This is a genomic window from Aggregatibacter segnis (assembly GCF_003130075.1).
Classification (GTDB): Bacteria; Pseudomonadota; Gammaproteobacteria; order Enterobacterales; family Pasteurellaceae; genus Aggregatibacter; species Aggregatibacter segnis_A.
Genome location: NZ_NRCW01000008.1, coordinates 40,886 through 59,114, shown reverse-complemented (window position 1 = coordinate 59,114; position 18,229 = coordinate 40,886). Strand labels below are relative to the sequence as shown.

General features: G+C 42.1%; 18 protein-coding genes and 1 pseudogene. 6 read left to right on the top strand and 13 right to left on the bottom strand.

Going from position 1 to position 18,229, the window contains the following annotated elements:
- Position 1 precedes the first annotated feature (1 nt).
- The 4 genes from DK415_RS08620 to DK415_RS08605 all read left to right on the top strand — a co-directional run bounded on the left by DK415_RS08620 (position 2) and on the right by DK415_RS08605 (position 2,853).
- On the top strand, positions 2 to 364 hold the full coding sequence (locus DK415_RS08620) for a hypothetical protein (protein ID WP_109433275.1): 363 nt from the start codon (positions 2 to 4) through the stop codon (positions 362 to 364).
- Positions 365 to 639: 275 nt separating this feature from the next.
- A complete protein-coding gene (locus DK415_RS08615; RefSeq protein WP_239305718.1) occupies positions 640 to 1,005 on the top strand; it encodes a hypothetical protein in 366 nt (121 codons plus the stop codon).
- A 374-nt stretch (positions 1,006 to 1,379) separates the two neighbouring features.
- On the top strand, positions 1,380 to 1,796 hold the full coding sequence (locus DK415_RS08610) for a hypothetical protein (protein ID WP_109433274.1): 417 nt from the start codon (positions 1,380 to 1,382) through the stop codon (positions 1,794 to 1,796).
- A 202-nt stretch (positions 1,797 to 1,998) separates the two neighbouring features.
- On the top strand, positions 1,999 to 2,853 hold the full coding sequence (locus tag DK415_RS08605) for a DUF808 domain-containing protein (RefSeq protein WP_109433273.1): 855 nt from the start codon (positions 1,999 to 2,001) through the stop codon (positions 2,851 to 2,853).
- Between the two features lie 76 nt (positions 2,854 to 2,929).
- Here DK415_RS08605 and DK415_RS08600 read toward each other — a convergent pair whose 3' ends face one another.
- Positions 2,930 to 4,588, bottom strand: a complete 1,659-nt coding sequence (locus tag DK415_RS08600; RefSeq protein WP_109433272.1) for a phospho-sugar mutase — start codon at positions 4,586 to 4,588, stop codon at positions 2,930 to 2,932.
- A gap of 292 nt (positions 4,589 to 4,880) precedes the next feature.
- Between DK415_RS08600 and DK415_RS08595 the strand changes: the two genes are divergently transcribed.
- Positions 4,881 to 5,564 carry a 2,3-diphosphoglycerate-dependent phosphoglycerate mutase gene (locus tag DK415_RS08595; protein WP_048749730.1) on the top strand — a complete coding sequence of 228 codons (684 nt, stop codon included), beginning with the start codon at positions 4,881 to 4,883 and terminating at the stop codon, positions 5,562 to 5,564.
- A gap of 79 nt (positions 5,565 to 5,643) precedes the next feature.
- On the opposite strand, the gene DK415_RS08590 is transcribed toward DK415_RS08595, so the two are convergent.
- The 4 genes from DK415_RS08590 to hslV form a co-directional block, all read right to left on the bottom strand.
- Positions 5,644 to 6,138: a YfbU family protein gene (locus tag DK415_RS08590; protein ID WP_109433271.1), complete on the bottom strand. Its 495-nt coding sequence runs from the start codon at positions 6,136 to 6,138 to the stop codon at positions 5,644 to 5,646.
- A gap of 13 nt (positions 6,139 to 6,151) precedes the next feature.
- The gene (locus tag DK415_RS08585) at positions 6,152 to 6,895 is read right to left on the bottom strand and encodes an MlaA family lipoprotein (protein WP_109433270.1); all 744 of its coding nucleotides are present in this window, start codon (positions 6,893 to 6,895) and stop codon (positions 6,152 to 6,154) included.
- A gap of 137 nt (positions 6,896 to 7,032) precedes the next feature.
- On the bottom strand, positions 7,033 to 8,364 hold the full coding sequence (gene hslU / locus DK415_RS08580) for an HslU--HslV peptidase ATPase subunit (RefSeq protein ID WP_109433269.1): 1,332 nt from the start codon (positions 8,362 to 8,364) through the stop codon (positions 7,033 to 7,035).
- Between the two features lie 20 nt (positions 8,365 to 8,384).
- Positions 8,385 to 8,912, bottom strand: a complete 528-nt coding sequence (gene hslV, locus DK415_RS08575; protein ID WP_005704683.1) for an ATP-dependent protease subunit HslV — start codon at positions 8,910 to 8,912, stop codon at positions 8,385 to 8,387.
- A gap of 219 nt (positions 8,913 to 9,131) precedes the next feature.
- Between hslV and aphA the strand changes: the two genes are divergently transcribed.
- Positions 9,132 to 9,839 carry an acid phosphatase AphA gene (gene aphA / locus DK415_RS08570; RefSeq protein ID WP_109433268.1) on the top strand — a complete coding sequence of 236 codons (708 nt, stop codon included), beginning with the start codon at positions 9,132 to 9,134 and terminating at the stop codon, positions 9,837 to 9,839.
- A gap of 81 nt (positions 9,840 to 9,920) precedes the next feature.
- Here aphA and DK415_RS08565 read toward each other — a convergent pair.
- From DK415_RS08565 to zwf, 8 genes and pseudogenes are all read right to left on the bottom strand, one after another.
- Positions 9,921 to 12,098 (bottom strand): annotated as a pseudogene (locus tag DK415_RS08565) (TonB-dependent hemoglobin/transferrin/lactoferrin family receptor); the annotation flags it as partial.
- Between the two features lie 15 nt (positions 12,099 to 12,113).
- On the bottom strand, positions 12,114 to 12,431 hold the full coding sequence (locus DK415_RS08560; protein ID WP_109433267.1) for a DUF4298 domain-containing protein: 318 nt from the start codon (positions 12,429 to 12,431) through the stop codon (positions 12,114 to 12,116).
- Between the two features lie 75 nt (positions 12,432 to 12,506).
- Positions 12,507 to 13,961, bottom strand: coding sequence for a decarboxylating NADP(+)-dependent phosphogluconate dehydrogenase (gene gnd / locus DK415_RS08555; RefSeq protein ID WP_109433266.1), 1,455 nt, complete (start codon positions 13,959 to 13,961; stop codon positions 12,507 to 12,509).
- Positions 13,962 to 14,165: 204 nt separating this feature from the next.
- The gene (locus DK415_RS08550) at positions 14,166 to 14,699 is read right to left on the bottom strand and encodes a hypothetical protein (protein ID WP_039847814.1); all 534 of its coding nucleotides are present in this window, start codon (positions 14,697 to 14,699) and stop codon (positions 14,166 to 14,168) included.
- 165 nt (positions 14,700 to 14,864) lie between these two features.
- Positions 14,865 to 15,284, bottom strand: a complete 420-nt coding sequence (locus DK415_RS08545; protein WP_109433265.1) for a hypothetical protein — start codon at positions 15,282 to 15,284, stop codon at positions 14,865 to 14,867.
- 183 nt (positions 15,285 to 15,467) lie between these two features.
- Complete coding sequence (locus tag DK415_RS08540) at positions 15,468 to 15,860, bottom strand: GNAT family N-acetyltransferase (RefSeq protein WP_109433264.1); 393 nt, start codon at positions 15,858 to 15,860, stop codon at positions 15,468 to 15,470.
- Positions 15,861 to 15,893: 33 nt separating this feature from the next.
- Positions 15,894 to 16,592: a 6-phosphogluconolactonase gene (pgl, locus tag DK415_RS08535; protein WP_109433263.1), complete on the bottom strand. Its 699-nt coding sequence runs from the start codon at positions 16,590 to 16,592 to the stop codon at positions 15,894 to 15,896.
- 94 nt (positions 16,593 to 16,686) lie between these two features.
- Entirely contained in the window at positions 16,687 to 18,171 is a 1,485-nt protein-coding gene (gene zwf, locus DK415_RS08530; protein WP_109433262.1) for a glucose-6-phosphate dehydrogenase, read from the bottom strand.
- Positions 18,172 to 18,229: the final 58 nt, after the last annotated feature.

The following is an 18,229-nucleotide window of genomic DNA, read 5'->3' as shown; positions in this document are numbered from 1 at the left end:
AATGAAAATAAGATTTTTATTCTTAATACCCTTAATCTTATTGCTTACAAGCTGTAGTGGATGGTTTCAACCACTTCCACCACATGATCATTGGCGTTTGCATAATGCGGACGCATTATTCCCTGACTCAGATCCTAATGTTTTAACTAAATTTCTTGATAGAAGAAAAAAAGATATGTCGGATTGTGGTATGGATTTTGTTACCGGTGAAAGTGATGATCCGGAGGTGAATCTTTGTTTAGAGAAAAAAGGCTGGTATTTAAAAGGCGGACCAATCTGTGAAGAAAAAACAATGTGGAATAGGTCAATATGTATCCAATGGCGAAAAAAACACAGCAAACCTGATGCTAAGCCTTGGCAGTAATTAACAAAGGTGCTTAAAAGTGCGGTCAATATTCAAGAGATTTTAAAATTCACTGAATATTGACCGCACTTTTCTAAAGACAAGATCTGCCGCTAGATAACGCGCGTCTCCTGACGCGAGCTTATATCTAAAAAACTGAAGTTATTCATGAAAATAGTAAAAATCTTAATCAAACGAAATTAATATTTTGGACACGCGTCAGAAGACGCGCAATCGTAGGGGATGCAATGTCATCAGATATGTTTGAACTTTTAATGAAAATAGGAGGTAAATAAATGAGATACACCTTATTTCTTCTTTGTTTTATATTAAACGGATGTTGGTATTCAAACGGATGTTTTTATACTCCACAAATGGTTAATTGTGTTGATAAGGGGAAAGAATATCCATTAATTGCAGGGTATCAAAAAAAAGAACTACTAGGACATACAAACTCAAAACAACGATGGAAAGATTTTGTTTCTTGTGGAGGAAAGTATGGTGATATAAATCTACACTACTATCCGCAAAACTATCAAATAAATGACAAAAGATATAAAAATCTTGATGAATGTATGAATACTAAGGGGTATATATATCTTTCTCCCGCTGAATGTGGCTATCAAGATTCCAAGTGGGATAAAGGAAAATGTAACTTATAAAGCATTGAATTTATTATTTAAATAGAGCGCGGTCAAAAAATTGGGAGTTTTTAAATTTTAAAAACAATCTGAAAAATGACCGCACTTTTTTTAGAGAAAGAAAATTAATTCGTCATCAAGGTAGCGTACGTTAATCGTTGGTTCACGCACCTTGCGCTAGTTATGGAGATGGAAATAATGAAAATTTTAGTTATATTCTTAATGACTATTTTTATTCAATCTTGCCCCAATGATAGCGCCAGCGTCCACCCCTTAGATAGCGCGCGTCTCCTGACGCGTGCTTGTATCTCACTAAAAATAGTAAAAATCTGAATTAAATGAAATTGATGTTTTGGGCACGCGTTAGGAAACGCGCGCCAGCGTGGGGGAAATAAATGAGAATTTTTATTTATTTATTAGTAATTCTATCTCTAGGAGGTTGTTTGTTTTTGGATTTAATGCCTTCATACTCATCTTATTGGGATGAGAATATCTGGGTTCATAAAGATACAAAAAAACCTTTAACTAAAGATACTCATATGGCTTGCTTTAATCAGTCTATTCAAGGACTTGAAATTAAAGATGTTTCAGGGTTTCAAGAAGTTGTTGGAGTAAAAAACAGAAAAGAGTCAAATAGAAGATATGCCATGTGTTTAAGAGATAAAGGATTTGTTTTTAATGCTAGTTATATACATATTGTTATAAATTCAAAGATGTTTGTGATGCTTATAATAAATATAGGAAATGAAAACTTTCTAACAGTGACTAGGTGTAGAAAAATTTACCAAGAATGTTTGATACCTAATACCTAGCTCAGGATATTAACAACTCAACAGTATGTAGGGAAAACAAAAAATATAGAAACTAATATAGAAGTAAATACCTACCCCACCAAAAGTGCGGTCAAAATCTCCCTCGTTTTTAACCGCACTTTCGTAAATTCCCGTTGACTTCCCATCGCCCTCCTCCCCACAATATGCACTTATTTGTTTCGTTTTAATACAAGGAAAGAAAATGGCGTTTAGCTCATTGTTTACTTTATTGGATGATATTGCATCGTTATTGGACGATGTGTCTGTGATGACTAAAGTGGCTGCCAAGAAAACTGTCGGTGTGGTGGGGGATGATTTGGCGTTGAACGCCAATCAAGTGACCGGCGCCACTGCAGAACGGGAATTGCCGATTGTGTGGGCGGTGGCAAAAGGTTCCTTGGTAAATAAGGTTATTTTAATTCCTATCGCACTGTTGTTAGCCGCCTTTTTGCCGGCGCTCATCGTGCCTTTATTGATGCTCGGCGGAGCCTATTTGTGCTTTGAGGGCGTGGAAAAAATCCTGCATAAATTTTTTGCTCATGAACACTATCACGAAAAAAATGCTTTCGATGAAAAAGCCAAAATTCGTGGTGCCGTACGCACAGATTTCATTCTTTCTGCCGAAATCATTATTATCGCCTTAGGTGAGCTTGCCGAATCACCAATTTCCGTGCAAATCATCGCCCTTTCACTCATCGGAATTGGCATCACTGTTTTCGTTTACGGCATTGTGGCGCTTATCGTCAAAGCTGATGATTTCGGTTTATTTTTAATGCAAAAAGGCGGTATCGCAAGCCATGTCGGTAAAAGCGTTTTATTTCTAATGCCAAAATTCATGCGCTCATTAAGCTTCATTGGCACCTTGGCGATGTTCTTGGTCGGTGGCGGGATTTTCGTGCATAACGTTGAGACAATTCACCACTTTTGGGCAAATGTTCAGCTTGCTGAAGGCGTTTTAGGGCAAATCGCCACACTGGTTACCGGTTTGGCTGTAGGCGCAATTTGTTGTTTAGTGATATTGCCATTAATGAAATTCTTTGAGAAAAAAGTGGCATAAATCCACCGCACTTTCCCAAAGAAAACGGTATTCTTAAATAAGAATACCGTTTTTTATTTCTCGTTAGTCGGGCTGGTTAGCAATCCTGCTTACCATATGCCTCTTGACGTAAAATCGCGCGAACTGCCGCATCGAATTCCGCCAACACATGATCGGCATTTTTCGGATCTGTACCACGTGCATCAAGATAGAATTTGATTTTCGGTTCAGTACCAGACGGACGCGCAATAAGGCGGCTGCCGTTTTCCAAGACGAAGACCAAAATGTCGCTTTGACGGTCGGTTTTGGTGTGATCGATAAATTGTGCCACATTGAAACCACCGATTTGGCTTGGCGGGTTGTTGCGAAGTGCGGTCATTAATTTGCCGATTTCAGACAAATCGCTCACACGAATAGAAATTTGTCCGCTCACATAAGCGCCAAATTCTTTGGTGAATTCCTCTGCATAATCTGTCAAGGTTTTACCTTGTTTCTTCAAGCTACGCACTAAATCCAAGAACACAATAGCGGCTGAAATACCGTCTTTATCACGTACTTTGTCCGGATCCACCAAATACCCCAACGCTTCTTCAAAACCGAATAACAAGCCTTGGACTTTACCGATATATTTGAAGCCGGTAAGGGTTTCTTGGGATTCAAAACCATAACGTTTCGCAATCTCTGCCAAGGCAGGCGAGGACACGAGGGAACAAGCCAATACGCCTTTTTTACCTTGTGCTTGATATTGTTTCGCCAAATACCAACCCAAGAAGCAGCCCACCACATTGCCGTGTAATGGTTTCCAGTTGCCTTCAGCATCCGGCACTGCCACTGCTAAACGGTCAGCATCCGGGTCATTGGCGATGATAAATTCGGCATTGTGTGCTTTTGCCACTTGAATCGCTAAATCTAACGCGCCTTTTTCTTCCGGGTTAGGGAAGTTCACGGTTGGGAAAGTGCCGTCCGGCCAGACTTGTTCAGCAACGATGTGCGGTTGTGGCAAGCCTGCTTTTGTCAACGTTTTGCTCAACACTTCATAGCCCACGCCGTGCATGGCGGTGTAAACGTAGTTAATGTCAGTTTGTGGTTCTTTCGCAAGCGCGGCTGTTTTCGCAATGTAAGCATCTACCACAGTGTCATCTAACACGACGTAATCTTGGCTACGCGGTAAATCTTTCACGCTGCCAGCAGCGACGTTATCAATTAACGCCGCAATGTCTTTGTCTGCAGGAGAAACGATTTGTCCGCCGCCGTTGGCTTTGCCTAAATAAACTTTATAGCCGTTATCTTCCGGTGGGTTGTGGCTCGCTGTCACCATCACGCCTGCGGTGGTATCAAAATATTGAATAGCGTAAGCCAACACCGGGGTTGGTAATTTGCGTGGTAATAAATAGGCTTTAATGCCGGCGCCCGCCATGATTTCAGCCGTGTCGCGTGCAAATACATCGGAGTTTTTACGGCCGTCATAACCAATCACGATAGAAGGCTGTTTGTCATACCCTTTTAAATACTCAGCCAACCCGCCGGCAGCTTGCGCCACCAACACGCGATTCATCCCCATAGAACCGGCTTGCAGGCGACCGCGTAAACCGGCGGTACCGAATTGTAAACGTCCGTCAAAACGGGCAGCAAGTTCAGCTTCCGCTTTTGCATCGCCACTTTTTGCCGCGCTTAAAAGTGCGGTTAATTCTGCGTGCGTTTCAGCGTCCGGATCTTGGTTTAACCAATTTTGTGCCATCTCGAAAAGTGCTGACATAGTGACTCCTTGTAACATGAATAATTGAAAAACTCCCTCTAGCCTATCTAAAAACATCTGTGATGGGAACGTTTATTTCCGATTAATTCCCTGTATTTTGATCTATTTCACAGATTCACCGAAAGCAATCGGTTGCCTCTTTTTTATTAAAAAAGACGTGCGAAAAAAACCTCGTGAAAGATGCCCTTTTGACGCAAAAGTGCGGTGGAAAATAAACGAGTTTTTCCTTTATAAAAAAGCGTTTTTTTGCTATAACTGAAGCAGTTTTTTTAATTAATCTAGGAGACTTATTATGGAATTAGTTTTTATTCGTCACGGCTTCAGTGAATGGAATGCAAAAAACTTATTTACCGGTTGGCGCGATGTCAATTTGACCGAGCGCGGCGTGGAAGAAGCCAAAACCGCAGGTCAAAAATTATTGAATGCCGGTTTTGAATTCGACATTGCTTTCACCTCCGTCCTTACTCGTGCGATCAAAACCTGTAATATCGTGTTGGAAGAATCTCACCAATTATGGATTCCACAAGTGAAAAACTGGCGTTTAAATGAACGTCACTATGGTGAACTACAAGGCTTAGACAAAAAAGCCACCGCCGAAAAATACGGTGATGAGCAAGTTCACATTTGGCGCCGTTCTTACGACACATTACCACCATTGTTAGATCCGAAAGATCCGAATTCTGCCCACAATGACCGTCGCTACGCACACTTACCGGCTGATGTCATTCCGGATGGCGAAAACTTAAAAGTGACCTTAGAGCGTGTACTTCCGTTCTGGGAAGACCAAATCGCACCGGCATTATTAAGTGGTAAACGCGTTTTAGTGGTTGCGCACGGTAACTCTCTACGTGCACTTGCAAAACACATTGAAGGCATTTCCGATGCGGATATCATGGATTTAGAAATCCCAACCGGCCAGCCGTTGGTGTATAAATTAGATGACAACTTAAAAGTGGTTGAAAAATCTTATTTGTAATCCCCAATAAAATTCACCCTAAAAAACAACCGCACTTTAGTGACTGAAGTGCGGTTTATTTTTGCGGTGTTTTTAAAAATTAAGCATTCAAGATATTCTGAATTTCCGCCATGCTTAAATGATATTCATGAGGGCACGCTTTCCACGCATCGATCATGCGAGAATATTTGTCTCTCATTGGCGTTTGGGAATCGCAACCGTGTTCGCAACGCATAAATTCCTGATATTTTCCTTCCACGCTTGTGATGAAACGGAGATAGTTAAGGTATTTTTTCTCACGCACGGCACAGTAACCAACGAACTGTAATCGGTGTTCGCTCAATTCGGATTTATCACTCAAATTGTTATAGGAAATTTGCAACGCTTTGTACATTTCCAACGTATCCAATACCGTGCGGCATTCTTCTTCCGAAATCACCGAAAACTCGTTGTCCAACTCACGCAATTCCAAGCTAAATCCACCTTTCACAATGGTTTCTAGACGTTGGTATTTTGCCGCATTGGTCGGGTCTAATAACGCCATTAATTTATATTGGTTAACTAAAATTAAACGTTGGGTAGATGACATTTCCATAACCGCTCTCCTATTAATCAATTTGGTTGAGAATATCGTTTGATAAAACCGGATCCGCTTTTTTCTCTTTATCGCCGTTGATGCGTTGTTCCAAACGTTGGAAATAAGCTTCACGGAAAGTAAGATACGGGTCTTGCGCCTGATCCAATAGTGCTTCTTTATCCATCAATTTCGCACGCGTATCAATGCCTTGCAAACCGGCTTTTAAGAAGCCCCAAGGGCCAAGCAAGGAAAGCATTGGATAAGTCGTATCTGCCAGATTGCCAATATCTTGACGCGGTGTTGCGGCACCATATAACGGCAACATCACATAAGGGCCGGTTCCAACACCATAGCGCCCTAACGTATCACCAAAACGGTTATCGCCTTGTTTTTTCAACGGATCGCTATAACTTGCCACATCAATTAAACCGCCCAATCCGAAAATCGTGTTAATCCAGAAACGGTTAAAATGGATGAGTGCCTGCTTAAAATCCCCTTGAATCAAACGGTTGGCAAAACTTGCCGGTTCATCAAGGTTATCCGCCACATTGATAACACCGGTACGCACCGGGCTTGGCACATAATTTTTCCATCCCTTAGCTAACGGTTTTAACACATAAGGGTCGGCAACATGATAGTTAAAGTCCCACATTTTACGGTTAAACCCTTCCAAGGCGTCTTTACGTTCGCCGGTTTGCGGATCGATGGAAGAAGAACATCCGGTTAATAACACGGAACCTAATAGTAATGCGGCAAGGCATTTTTTTATCTGCATAATGACACTCAAGCTGATGAAAAGATGGGCTCATTGTAAACAACTTACCCTGCAACTACAAAAACTTTCTAAAAACCCACCGCACTTAAGAAAACAAAAGGCACGATGTTTATCGTGCCTTCATAACAAAGAAAAAACTACAGAATGAAACGGCTTAAATCTTCGTTCTCAATCACCTCGCCCAAGGCTTCGGTGACATATGCGGCATCAATGTTCACGGTTTGCCCATCCATATCGCTGGCGTTGAAAGAGATTTTATCCATTAAGCGCTCCATCACGGTATGCAAACGGCGCGCACCGATATTTTCGGTCTTTTCATTGACACGAAATGCCGCCTCAGCGATTTTCTTAATGGCATCTTGAGTGAATTCAATGTTTACCCCTTCCGTTGCCATTAGGGCTTTGTATTGCTCGGTTAAAGAAGCGTTCGGCTCAGTCAGAATACGCTCGAAATCCTCAGCGGTGAGTGCAGAAAGTTCCACACGAATCGGCAAACGACCTTGTAATTCCGGGATTAAATCTGACGGGCGAGCCACTTGGAACGCACCGGAAGCGATAAACAAAATGTGATCGGTTTTGACCATACCGTGTTTGGTGTTCACGGTAGAACCTTCCACCAACGGTAATAAATCGCGTTGCACGCCCTCACGGGAGACATCTGCGCCACTGTATTCGCCTTTCTTACAAATTTTGTCGATTTCATCGATAAACACGATGCCGTTTTGCTCCACCGCATCAATGGCTTTTTGTTTCAACTCTTCCGGGTTCACCAATTTCGCCGCTTCATCATCAATTAAGGTTTTTAAGGCATCCTTAATTTTCATTTTGCGTTTTTTAGTTTGGCTACCGGAAAGGTTCTCAAACATGGATTGTAGTTGACTGGTCATATCTTCCATGCCGGGAGGTGCCATGATTTCCACGCCCATCGGCACACCGGCGACATCGATTTCCACTTCTTTATCGTCTAACTGACCTTCGCGTAGTTTCTTGCGGAAAATCTGACGGGTGTTGCTTTGGCTATCGCGGTTTTCCACTTCACCCCATTGGTTCTTCGCCGCAGGCAATAAGGCATCTAAAATTCGCTCTTCTGCCGCTTCTTCTGCTTTAGCACGATTTTTGACGATTTCCTGTTGGCGTACCAATTTCATGGCACTGTCGGTTAAATCGCGAATAATGGAATCCACTTCTTTGCCCACATAACCGACTTCGGTAAATTTGGTGGCTTCCACTTTAATGAACGGCGCATTGGCTAATTTTGCCAAACGGCGGGCAATTTCGGTTTTTCCCACACCAGTCGGCCCAATCATAAGAATGTTTTTCGGCGTTACTTCGTGGCGCATCGGCTCTTGTAACTGCATTCTGCGCCAGCGGTTTCTCAAAGCAATCGCCACTGCACGCTTGGCGTCGCTTTGACCGATAATATGTTGATCTAATTCAGAAACTATTTCACGAGGCGTCATTTCAGACATGGTTTATTCCTTATAAATTTTTAATTCGGCAATTCTTCAATAGTAAAATTGGTGTTGGTGAACACGCAAATTTCACCGGCAATTTTGAGAGATTTTTCCACAATTTCACGTGCCGACAACTCGGTGTTTTCCACCAACGCACGGGCAGCAGATAAAGCGTAGTTGCCGCCAGAGCCGATAGCAAGGATCTGATCTTCTTCCGGTTGTACTACATCACCGATGCCTGTAATAATCAGGCTTTCTTTTTCGTCTGCCACAATTAGCATCGCTTCCAATTTACGCAATGCGCGGTCAGTGCGCCAATCTTTCGCCAATTCCACCGCACTTTTCAATAAATGCCCTTGGTGCATTTCTAATTTACGCTCAAAAAGCTCAAATAATGTAAAGGCATCTGCCGTGCCGCCCGCAAAACCTGCCAACACTTTGCCGTTATACAAACGACGCACTTTGCGCGCGTTACCTTTCATCACCGTATTGCCAAGGGAAACCTGTCCGTCACCGCCGACAACCACTTTGCCGTTGCGACGTACACTTACTATCGTAGTCATAATGTTGTCCTTTAAAAATGGAAAATGTGGAGGTTATATTGAGGTAATTTAGGGGGAATTCAAGGGGAAAAACAATATTGGTTATTTATTCACCAATCAAATAGTAAAAATGTGATCACGGTCAGAATTTTGTATAGCAAACGATTGCTTGAAATTGCGTAATAGAACAAAAAAGGTAGGATTGCCGCCGATATATTCACAATCTCATCAGGAGTCACAATGAAAAATCTTGTTAAACTTTCTCTTGTCGCCCTTTTAACCGCGGCAGCAATTCCCGCCATGGCGGCCAAAACCGAACCTTACACCAATCAAGGTACCAATGCCCGTGAAATGCTCGTGGAACAACCAATCCACTGGATTTCCGTTGAGCAACTGAAAAAAGAATTGGAAGGTAAAGCACCGATCAATGTAAGTTTTGATATTGACGATACCGTGCTATTCAGTAGTCCTTGTTTTTATCACGGACAACAAAAATATTCTCCGGGCAAACATGATTACTTAAAAAACCAAGATTTCTGGAATGAAGTGAATGCTGGTTGTGACCAATATTCCATTCCAAAACAAATTGCCATAGATTTAATTAATATGCACCAAGCCCGTGGCGACCAAATTTATTTCATCACCGGACGCACTGCCGGCGATAAAGATGGCGTTACCCCAGTATTACAAAAAGCCTTTAATATTAAAGACATGCACCCGGTAGAATTCATGGGTGGGCGTGAGCTTAGCACCAAATACAACAAAACCCCTGGCATTATCAAACACAAAGTCACCATTCACTACGGCGACAGTGACGATGACATTCTTGCTGCCAAAGAAGCCGGCGTTCGTGGCATCCGCCTCATGCGCGCTGCTAACTCAACTTACCAACCAATGCCAACCCTTGGCGGATATGGTGAAGAAGTGTTAATTAACTCAAGCTATTAATTTTTAAAAACACATAAAAAATTGACCGCCCTTTGAAATGCTCAAAGTGCGGTCTGTTTTTTCAATGAATTTCAGCTTGGATTAGAAGCGAATTTCAATGGAGGCGGAATAGTTGCGTCCCGGTGCATAAAAACGTTCAAGACCTACACCATTTCTATCAATATTATTTGTTGTGCTGTGTGCATTAACGCCACGCAAAGCATCCCAGGTATGGTATTTTTTATCAAACAGATTATATACCCCTGCTCTCAATGTAATATCTTCCCTGATTTTATAAAAACCGAATAAATCAACTAAATAGGCAGATTTATTAAGATACTTATAGTTCTCAACAGATTGGTATAGCTCTTCTTTTGAACAAATGTCTTTACCATACCAATAATCATAAGACCATTCTAGACAACGCTTCTTAATTTCAAGTGTTTTGGCATCTTTTGCTTTTTTGCTCCCTAAATAGGTTAATCGGCTAAAAATACCCCATTTACCGTTTGGATCTTCATAATCAAATCCTAAAACAGCTTTTACTGGCTGAATAGAAAGTAGGCTAGTTGAATTTGATAATTTACCTTTACTATAACCTAATGCTCCATATAGTTTGAAACCTTTCGGAACAGAAAGAACCGTATCCAAATTCAGACTTCCTTTCACCTCTATACCATTTACTCGTGCATTATCGACATTCACCATTTGTTGCATTGGTGTTTGGTAAGTCCGTCCATATTGGGTCTGCTCAATAATACTTTCCTGTTCAAACAAGAAATTACGATAACGGGTTTGATATAAATGAATATCAAACATACCTTTTTCATTCTGTGCTTTAGCAAAAAGCGTATGGTTGATACTACGCTCTGACTTTAATCCAGGATTAGATTTCCATGTACCATAAGCATTGGTAAAACTGAAATATAATTCGGTGGCAGTAGGAATACGATAGCCTGTACTTAACTGATAACCAAATTTCCAAGTATCTGTTGTTTGAGCATCTAAACCTAGAAAGCCGCTCCAATTTGAGAAACTACTTTGTGCGGGTTCCCCTTCAGCCAAACAAGCCTTACTACAAGCAGCATTCAAACCTTGAGGAGAAAGTTTGGCGTAATCGTAACGAGTACCAATATTTGCAGAGAATGTTGGTCGCCAACCGCTTTCAAAATGAGGATTCCATGTGATTTGATCTTTTAATGAAGTTCCATACATTCTCGTTTTTACAGGTCTTTGAATGGTGTACCATTCGTCTAACCCATATTCATTGGTATCATGGTTAATATTTTTAAATTCTCGTTCACTTACATAGGTTTTAAAGGAGAAAACATGTTCTCCCCTCCAGTTAAACGGAACACTTTCTAAGTCAACAGATACTCGTTTAAACTCGGTTTTCATACGACGATCAAAAACTTCACCCAATTTTTTCTCATTTGTTTTCCAATCGCGTAGTCCTTTATAGTTGACCGCTGCCAAATCTGTTTTTTGATAATCAAAATCCAATTTACCAAACGCTAAGTAATCAGACTCTGGTGTGTAAAGATAATACGCGTTTACATTGATGCGTTTATTCTGATCATCTGCCTCACGCCAAGCACTTCCGAAAGAAGTATAGCTACGTTCATCTACATATCGGTTACCTTTTTGGCCATTAACACCAACGCCGACCTTATGATGAGGAGTGATTTGATAGCCAACCTTAGCTAAATAACTATGAAAACGGTGCGTAGCCGGATCTGGATGTTGGCTTTTCGAATAATTAAATTCAGGACCCTCTCCCTTACTCTTCATTTGATGGCCTGTACGTTGTGAATACATAAAAATAGCATCCACTTTATCACCAACATACCCGGCACCTACTGTTCTGACCCACTCACTATTTTTACTGGCATATCCACCACGTAATAAGGCCCCAAATCTATTATTATGTTTCACAATATCTTGCGCATCTAAAGTATGGTAATCAACACTACCTCCTAAAGCTCCGCTACCAGAGTTAAGTGCATCTGCTCCTCGAACAATATCAATACCTCTGACTAATTCTGAATCAATACCTAAACGCGAAGGATTAAAATTCCCATAACGAGCATAAAGTGAGTTTTCCTCACTATCAGGCAAATTCACACCATCTACACTAATACCAACTCGGTTTCCTTCGACACCACGAATGGAAAATCCTTTTAAGAATCGTCCGTTATCACTAATCCCAACGTCAGTGGTATAGCGTACTAAATCACGAGTATCTCGAATAAGTTCTTTTTGAATGGTTTCAGCATTTTTATGATCTGGTACGACTTATTTATTATTGTCTAAAATCCGACTGATTAATTTCAGCCATTGCACCGCCAATTCGCGCTGCATAACGCTCGCATTAAACACTGGGTCTTCGCCTAATACACCACAAGGCAAATCAGGTGGAATTTCGCCTTGTTCATAAGCGGCATAATCCTCACGCCAGTCACCGTCAAAATAATAGCGCTCCAAAGCTTCCATTTTCGGCAGAAACGCCTGCCATTTTTCAAGAAACGCCTCAGCTTCCGCTAAAAAATCATTGGCTTCGTTCAGAATGCCTTCCATTTCTGTGATTTGCTCTAAACGGGCTTTCGATAACATACGACCTCCAAAACATTCAAAAAAATGACCGCACTTTCATTTAAAGTGCGGTCCATTTACAGCGTGTTTTACAAATTACACATCATACGTGGTGGATGCGGTATTGCCGCCGCGCCCCGTCCAGTTGGTGTGGAAGAATTCGCCGCGTGGTTTGTCGGTGCGTTCGTAAGTGTGCGCGCCGAAGTAGTCACGTTGCGCTTGCAACAGATTTGCCGGCAGGCGGGCGGAAGTGTAACCGTCTAAGAAGGTAATCGCCGACGCCATACATGGCATTGGAATGCCCACTTCGATGGATTTTGCCACCACTTTGCGCCATTCGCCCATGGCGTTTTCCAAAATGCCTTTGAAGTAGCTGTCGGAACCTAAGAAGATTAAATCCGGGTTCGCTTCGTACGCATCGCGAATGTTGCCTAAGAAACGGCTACGAATAATACAGCCTTCGCGCCATAATAAGGCGGTGTTGCCGTAGTTGATATTCCAGTTGAAGTTTTCAGAGGCTTCACGAATCAACATAAAGCCTTGTGCGTAAGAAATGATTTTCGACGCTAATAGCGCTTTGCGCACCGCTTCAATCCATTCTTTTTTATCGCCTTCCACTTTGCCCACAGTTTTGCCGAATAATTGGCTTGCGGCAACGCGTTGATCTTTAAAAGCAGATACGCAACGTGCGAACACGGATTCGGTGATTAACGTCAATGGAATACCGAAATCAAGAGCATTGATCCCCGTCCATTTGCCCGTACCTTTTTGCCCTGCGGTGTCTAAAATTTTATCCACAAGGCGGTTACCGTCTTCATCTTTATAGCCAAGAATATCGGCAGTGATGTCGATCAAGTAGCTGTCTAATTCGGTGTTACGCCATGCTTTGAAGGTGGCTTCCAACTCATCATCAGACAAGCCCACGCCCTCTTTTAAGAATTGGTAGGCTTCACAAATTAATTGCATGTCGCCGTATTCGATGCCGTTATGCACCATTTTTACGAAATGGCCTGCGCCATCTTTGCCCACCCAATCACAGCACGCTTCGCCTTTGTCGGTTTTGGCGGAAATCGCTTGTAATACCGGTTTCACGAATGGCCATGCTTCTTCGTTACCGCCCGGCATAATGGATGGCCCGTGGCGTGCGCCCTCTTCACCGCCGGAAACGCCGGTGCCGATAAAGCGAATGCCTTTTTCACGTAATGCCGCCACACGACGGTTGGTGTCCGGATAGTTTGAGTTACCGCCATCAATAATGATGTCGCCTTCTTCTAAGTGCGGTAGTAATGCGTCAATGAATTGATCCACCACCTCACCCGCACGCACCATTAACATCACTTTGCGCGGTTTTTCTAATTTGCTCGCCAAATCTTCTAAAGAATAAGCGCCGATAATATTGGTGCCTTTTGCCGCACCTTGTAAAAATTCATCTACTTTGGATGTGGTACGGTTATACGCCACCACTTTAAATCCGTGGTCGTTCATATTTAAAATGAGGTTTTGCCCCATCACGGCTAAGCCGATAACACCGATGTCGCCTTTTACTGACATTGTTTTCTCCTGTTGGTAGGGTACAAGTTGTTGTACCGATTTGAATACTTTGGTGCAACAAGTTGCACCACATGACCACACGCAAAAAGTGCGGTCGTTTTTTCAATTATTTTTTACTTATACTGGCGCGCGTCTCCCGACGCGCGCCTTACAAATTTCGTAAGTTATCAGCACGCGTCGGGAGACGCGCGCTATCTGAGCTAGCTAGTTAAGATTTTCTGGATCCTTAAGATTTATTTTTATCAAATCTAAATCTTTTAGATTGTTATCATTGTGTCCAAGATCTTTCCTTATAGCCCTATATAATTTATCAATTTTTCGTAATGCCAAATAAGGATCGTCAGAACTAGACTCGATATTTTTGAAATCACGCCATGCTATGATTACTTCCTCTGAAGCCCAAAGCATCATATTCTCTGTGAGTTCTTGTATATTTTTTTGGAATTCTTCATCGTCTAAATCTATGCTTATATTTTTTCTGGCATTATTTTGAAATAGGTTTACCAAGTCAAAAAACATTCTATATGTTTCAATCTTGCTGGCTCGGTGGCTTTCTCTTATATCTCTGGATTTAGATTGATATTGGCTATAAATAATACCGATAAAACCTAAAGTTGCTGTGAATAATGGGATGCCAATAGTATTATTCTCAGATATCCAACGAATAATATAGTAGATAGTTATTAAAGATAAGATAATTATTACTAATCCAATAATAAAATTGATATTTTTCTTCATACACTTAAATCTAAGATAATAAATTCTCACTAAGGTAGCATATCTATAACTATTTAATTAGCTATAATACTGACTCAAATACTAATAACCCCACAATAGCGCACATTTCCCAACATGTGTCTTTATCTACAAGTACAGGCCATGAAGCGTGCGCTATCAGTGAGATTACTTTTTGTTAATGAAATAATGTAATTTAATATTTTTTCTGCTTGCAGCTTTTTCTAGATCCGCTTTATCGCTTTCACTGTCGCCCATCATATAGACGCCGACATTTTTACCGACTTGCGTTACATGTTCCAATGCATAAAGTGCAGTGGCTTTATTAATCATTTGACTATTCCCTGCCACACCAATATTTGCATTATCAATAGATAAAGCCTGCACCATACTTGACGTTGATGGAGAACCTGATGTTTTAATCATTCCTACCACCATCGAATCCGAAAGTGGATTACTGGATGCCGGAATTTGCAACACAAAAGTGCGGTCATTTTTCGGCATTTTCATCATGAGCTCATCAACATTAATGCCGGAAGAACAAGCAACAAGCACGGTTGCTAAGGCAATTATTAAAAGTTTTTTCATCTTTTATCTCCATTAAAGAGGTATTTGTAAAATTATTGCCACCACCGCCGGCAATCCCGACTTTCACAATAGCGCACGTTTCCCAACGTGTGCCTTTATCTACAAGCACAGGCTATGAAGCGTGCGCTATCAGTAATCCTTCTTCTTGCTACGCAAAAGTGCGGTCACTTTTCCAAGCGTTTTTTAACTCTTCGTCCACGCACTCATGTGTTGCGTAAATCCAATATGCGGATAGTAATCCACCGCTTGCGGGGCAGATAACAGCACGATTTTGGCTTGTGGATGTAACGCCTGTTTGGTGTGTTCAATTAACTGCGAGCCGATACCTTGTTTTTGATATTGTTCGTCCACCGCCAAATCAGACAAATAACAACAATAGGCAAAATCCGTCACCGAACGGGCGGCACCCACCAATCGCTCGCCATCCCAAGCTGTCACCAATAAATCGGCATGGTGTAACATCGCCGCCACACGTTTTTTATCTTCTAATGGACGACGTGCGCCTAAAGTAGTTTTATTGAGCAATTCAATAAATTGTTCTACTGAAATAGGAAAATTGGTTTTGTATTCGATCATGTCTTTAAGCTCACTATGCCTAATCGCAATCCGTTATAGCAACTTCGCCGCTGCTTTATCCAAATACCACTCCGTCACGCCGTTTTTTGCTTTGATTTTTGCAGCGGGATAAGGCAAGTATTCCGCTGGTGTGGTTTGAATTTCTTTGAGGATTTCCGCTTTGCCTTCGCCTGTCACCAAATAGGTAATGCGTTTGGCTTGTTCAATTAACTTGGCGGTTTTGGAAATGCGGAGCTGTCCGCTTTCCGGATGTTTGGCGATCACTGCGAGGTTTTCATCCGCGAAATTGGTTTGATTCGGGAACAAAGAAGCCGTGTGCCCGTCTGTGCCCATGCCGAGGATAATCCAATCAAAAACGCCGTCAGGAATGACCGCACTTAATTCTTCTTCAAAGCGTTTAAGCTCTAAGTGCAGTTCGTTTTCGCCACGAATTCGGTGAATGTTTTCTGCCGGAATGTTGATGTGATCGAACAAGAGTTTTTGTACTTCGCCGTAATTACTTTCGGAATCAGATGGCGGCACCATGCGATCATCGCCCCACCAGAAATGGAGGTTTTTCCAGTTAATAGCATCCGCGTAAGGCGCTTGCGCCAAAGTTTTAAACAATAATTTCGGTGTAGAACCGCCGGACAAGGAAATGTGTACGGGATGATTTGCTTGGCTATAAATCACAAATTCTTGGGCAATTTTTTCTACCGCGTGTTGAGCAGTTGGAAAGGTAATATAGTTCATTGTTTTTCCGTAGGGTGGGCTTTAGCCCACCATTTTATTATGTTAGATATTAGGAACGGTGGGCTGAAGCCCACCCTACATGAGATTGACTAAATTAAACTTTTTTCTTCATCAAACCACTTGGTTTTCGCCATACTTTGCCTTCTTTGGCAATTAGTTTATCGGCTGATACCGGCCCCCAACTGCCGGCTTCGTAGTCATACACGCGACCGCCTTGAGCTTTGTAATCCAAAATCGGTTGCACGAATTTCCAAGCGGCATGTACAGCATCGGTACGGGCAAATAAGGTCGCATCGCCTTTCATGGCATCAAGTAACAAACGTTCGTATGCGGTCATCACGGTAGCGCCCGCCAAATCGGCATAGCGGAAATCCATGGAAACTTCTTTTGCCTCAAAACCGGCGCCCGGTTTTTTCAACCCGAAACGCATGGAAATAGCTTCATCCGGCTGAATGCGGATAATCAATTTATTTTCCGGCGCATTTTGGCTAAACACCGGGTGCGGTGTGGTTTTGAAATGAATCACGATTTCGGTGACCCGCGCCGGTAAACGTTTGCCGGTACGCACATAAAACGGCACGCCTGCCCAACGCCAATTTTCAATTTCACAACGCAATGCCATGTAGGTTTCCGTGCGGGAATCTGCCGGTACGCCTTTTTCTTCCAAATAGCCTTTCGCCATTTTGCCGTTGATTTCTGCGGCCGTGTATTGTCCGAGGACTAAATGATGCTCCATGTCTTCATGGGTTAACGGGCGTAAACAGTGTAATACTTTCGCCACTTCATCACGCATGGAATCCGCATTGATAATCGCCGGAGGCTCCATTGCCACCATCGCCAACACTTGCAACAAATGGTTTTGGAACATATCACGCATTGCGCCGGAACCGTCGTAATAACCACCACGCTCTTCTACACCGATAGATTCAGCACCGGTGATTTCCACGTATTCAATAAAGTTACGGTTCCAAAGCGGCTCAAACCAACCATTAGAAAAACGCAATACAAGCAGGTTTTGTACGGTTTCTTTACCAAGATAATGGTCGATACGATAAATTTGGTGTTCATCAAAGAAGCGGTGAATTTGAACGTCCAAGGCTTCGGCGGTTTTACGGTCATAACCGAATGGTTTTTCCACAATGAGACGTTTCCAACCATTCTCTTCTTTGTTTAAACCATGCTCTGCCAAACATTCCGGAATCACGCCATATAAACTCGGCGGCGTGGATAAATAATATAAGGTGTTGCCGTTGGTTTTATAAGTTTCATGCAAGGCATCCAAGCGCGGAATCAATTTGGCATAATCCGCTTTGTCTGAGGTGTTAACGGCTTGGTAATATAAGTGGCGACAAAATTGTTCTAAACATTCGCCTTCCGCGCCTTCGTGTTCGATTAGCGTTTGACGCATTTTTTCACGGAAAGAATCGTCGTTTAATTCAGTACGCGCCACACCCAAAACGGAGAAATCATCGCCTAACCGATCAATTTTATAAAGGTCATACAACGCCGGAATAAGTTTACGATAGGTTAAGTCTCCGGATGCGCCGAAGATAACGATACAACAGTTTTCTGTTTTCATTTGGTTACCACATTAATGTTACGATTTAATAAATGCATCGTATGATAAGGAAAATCAT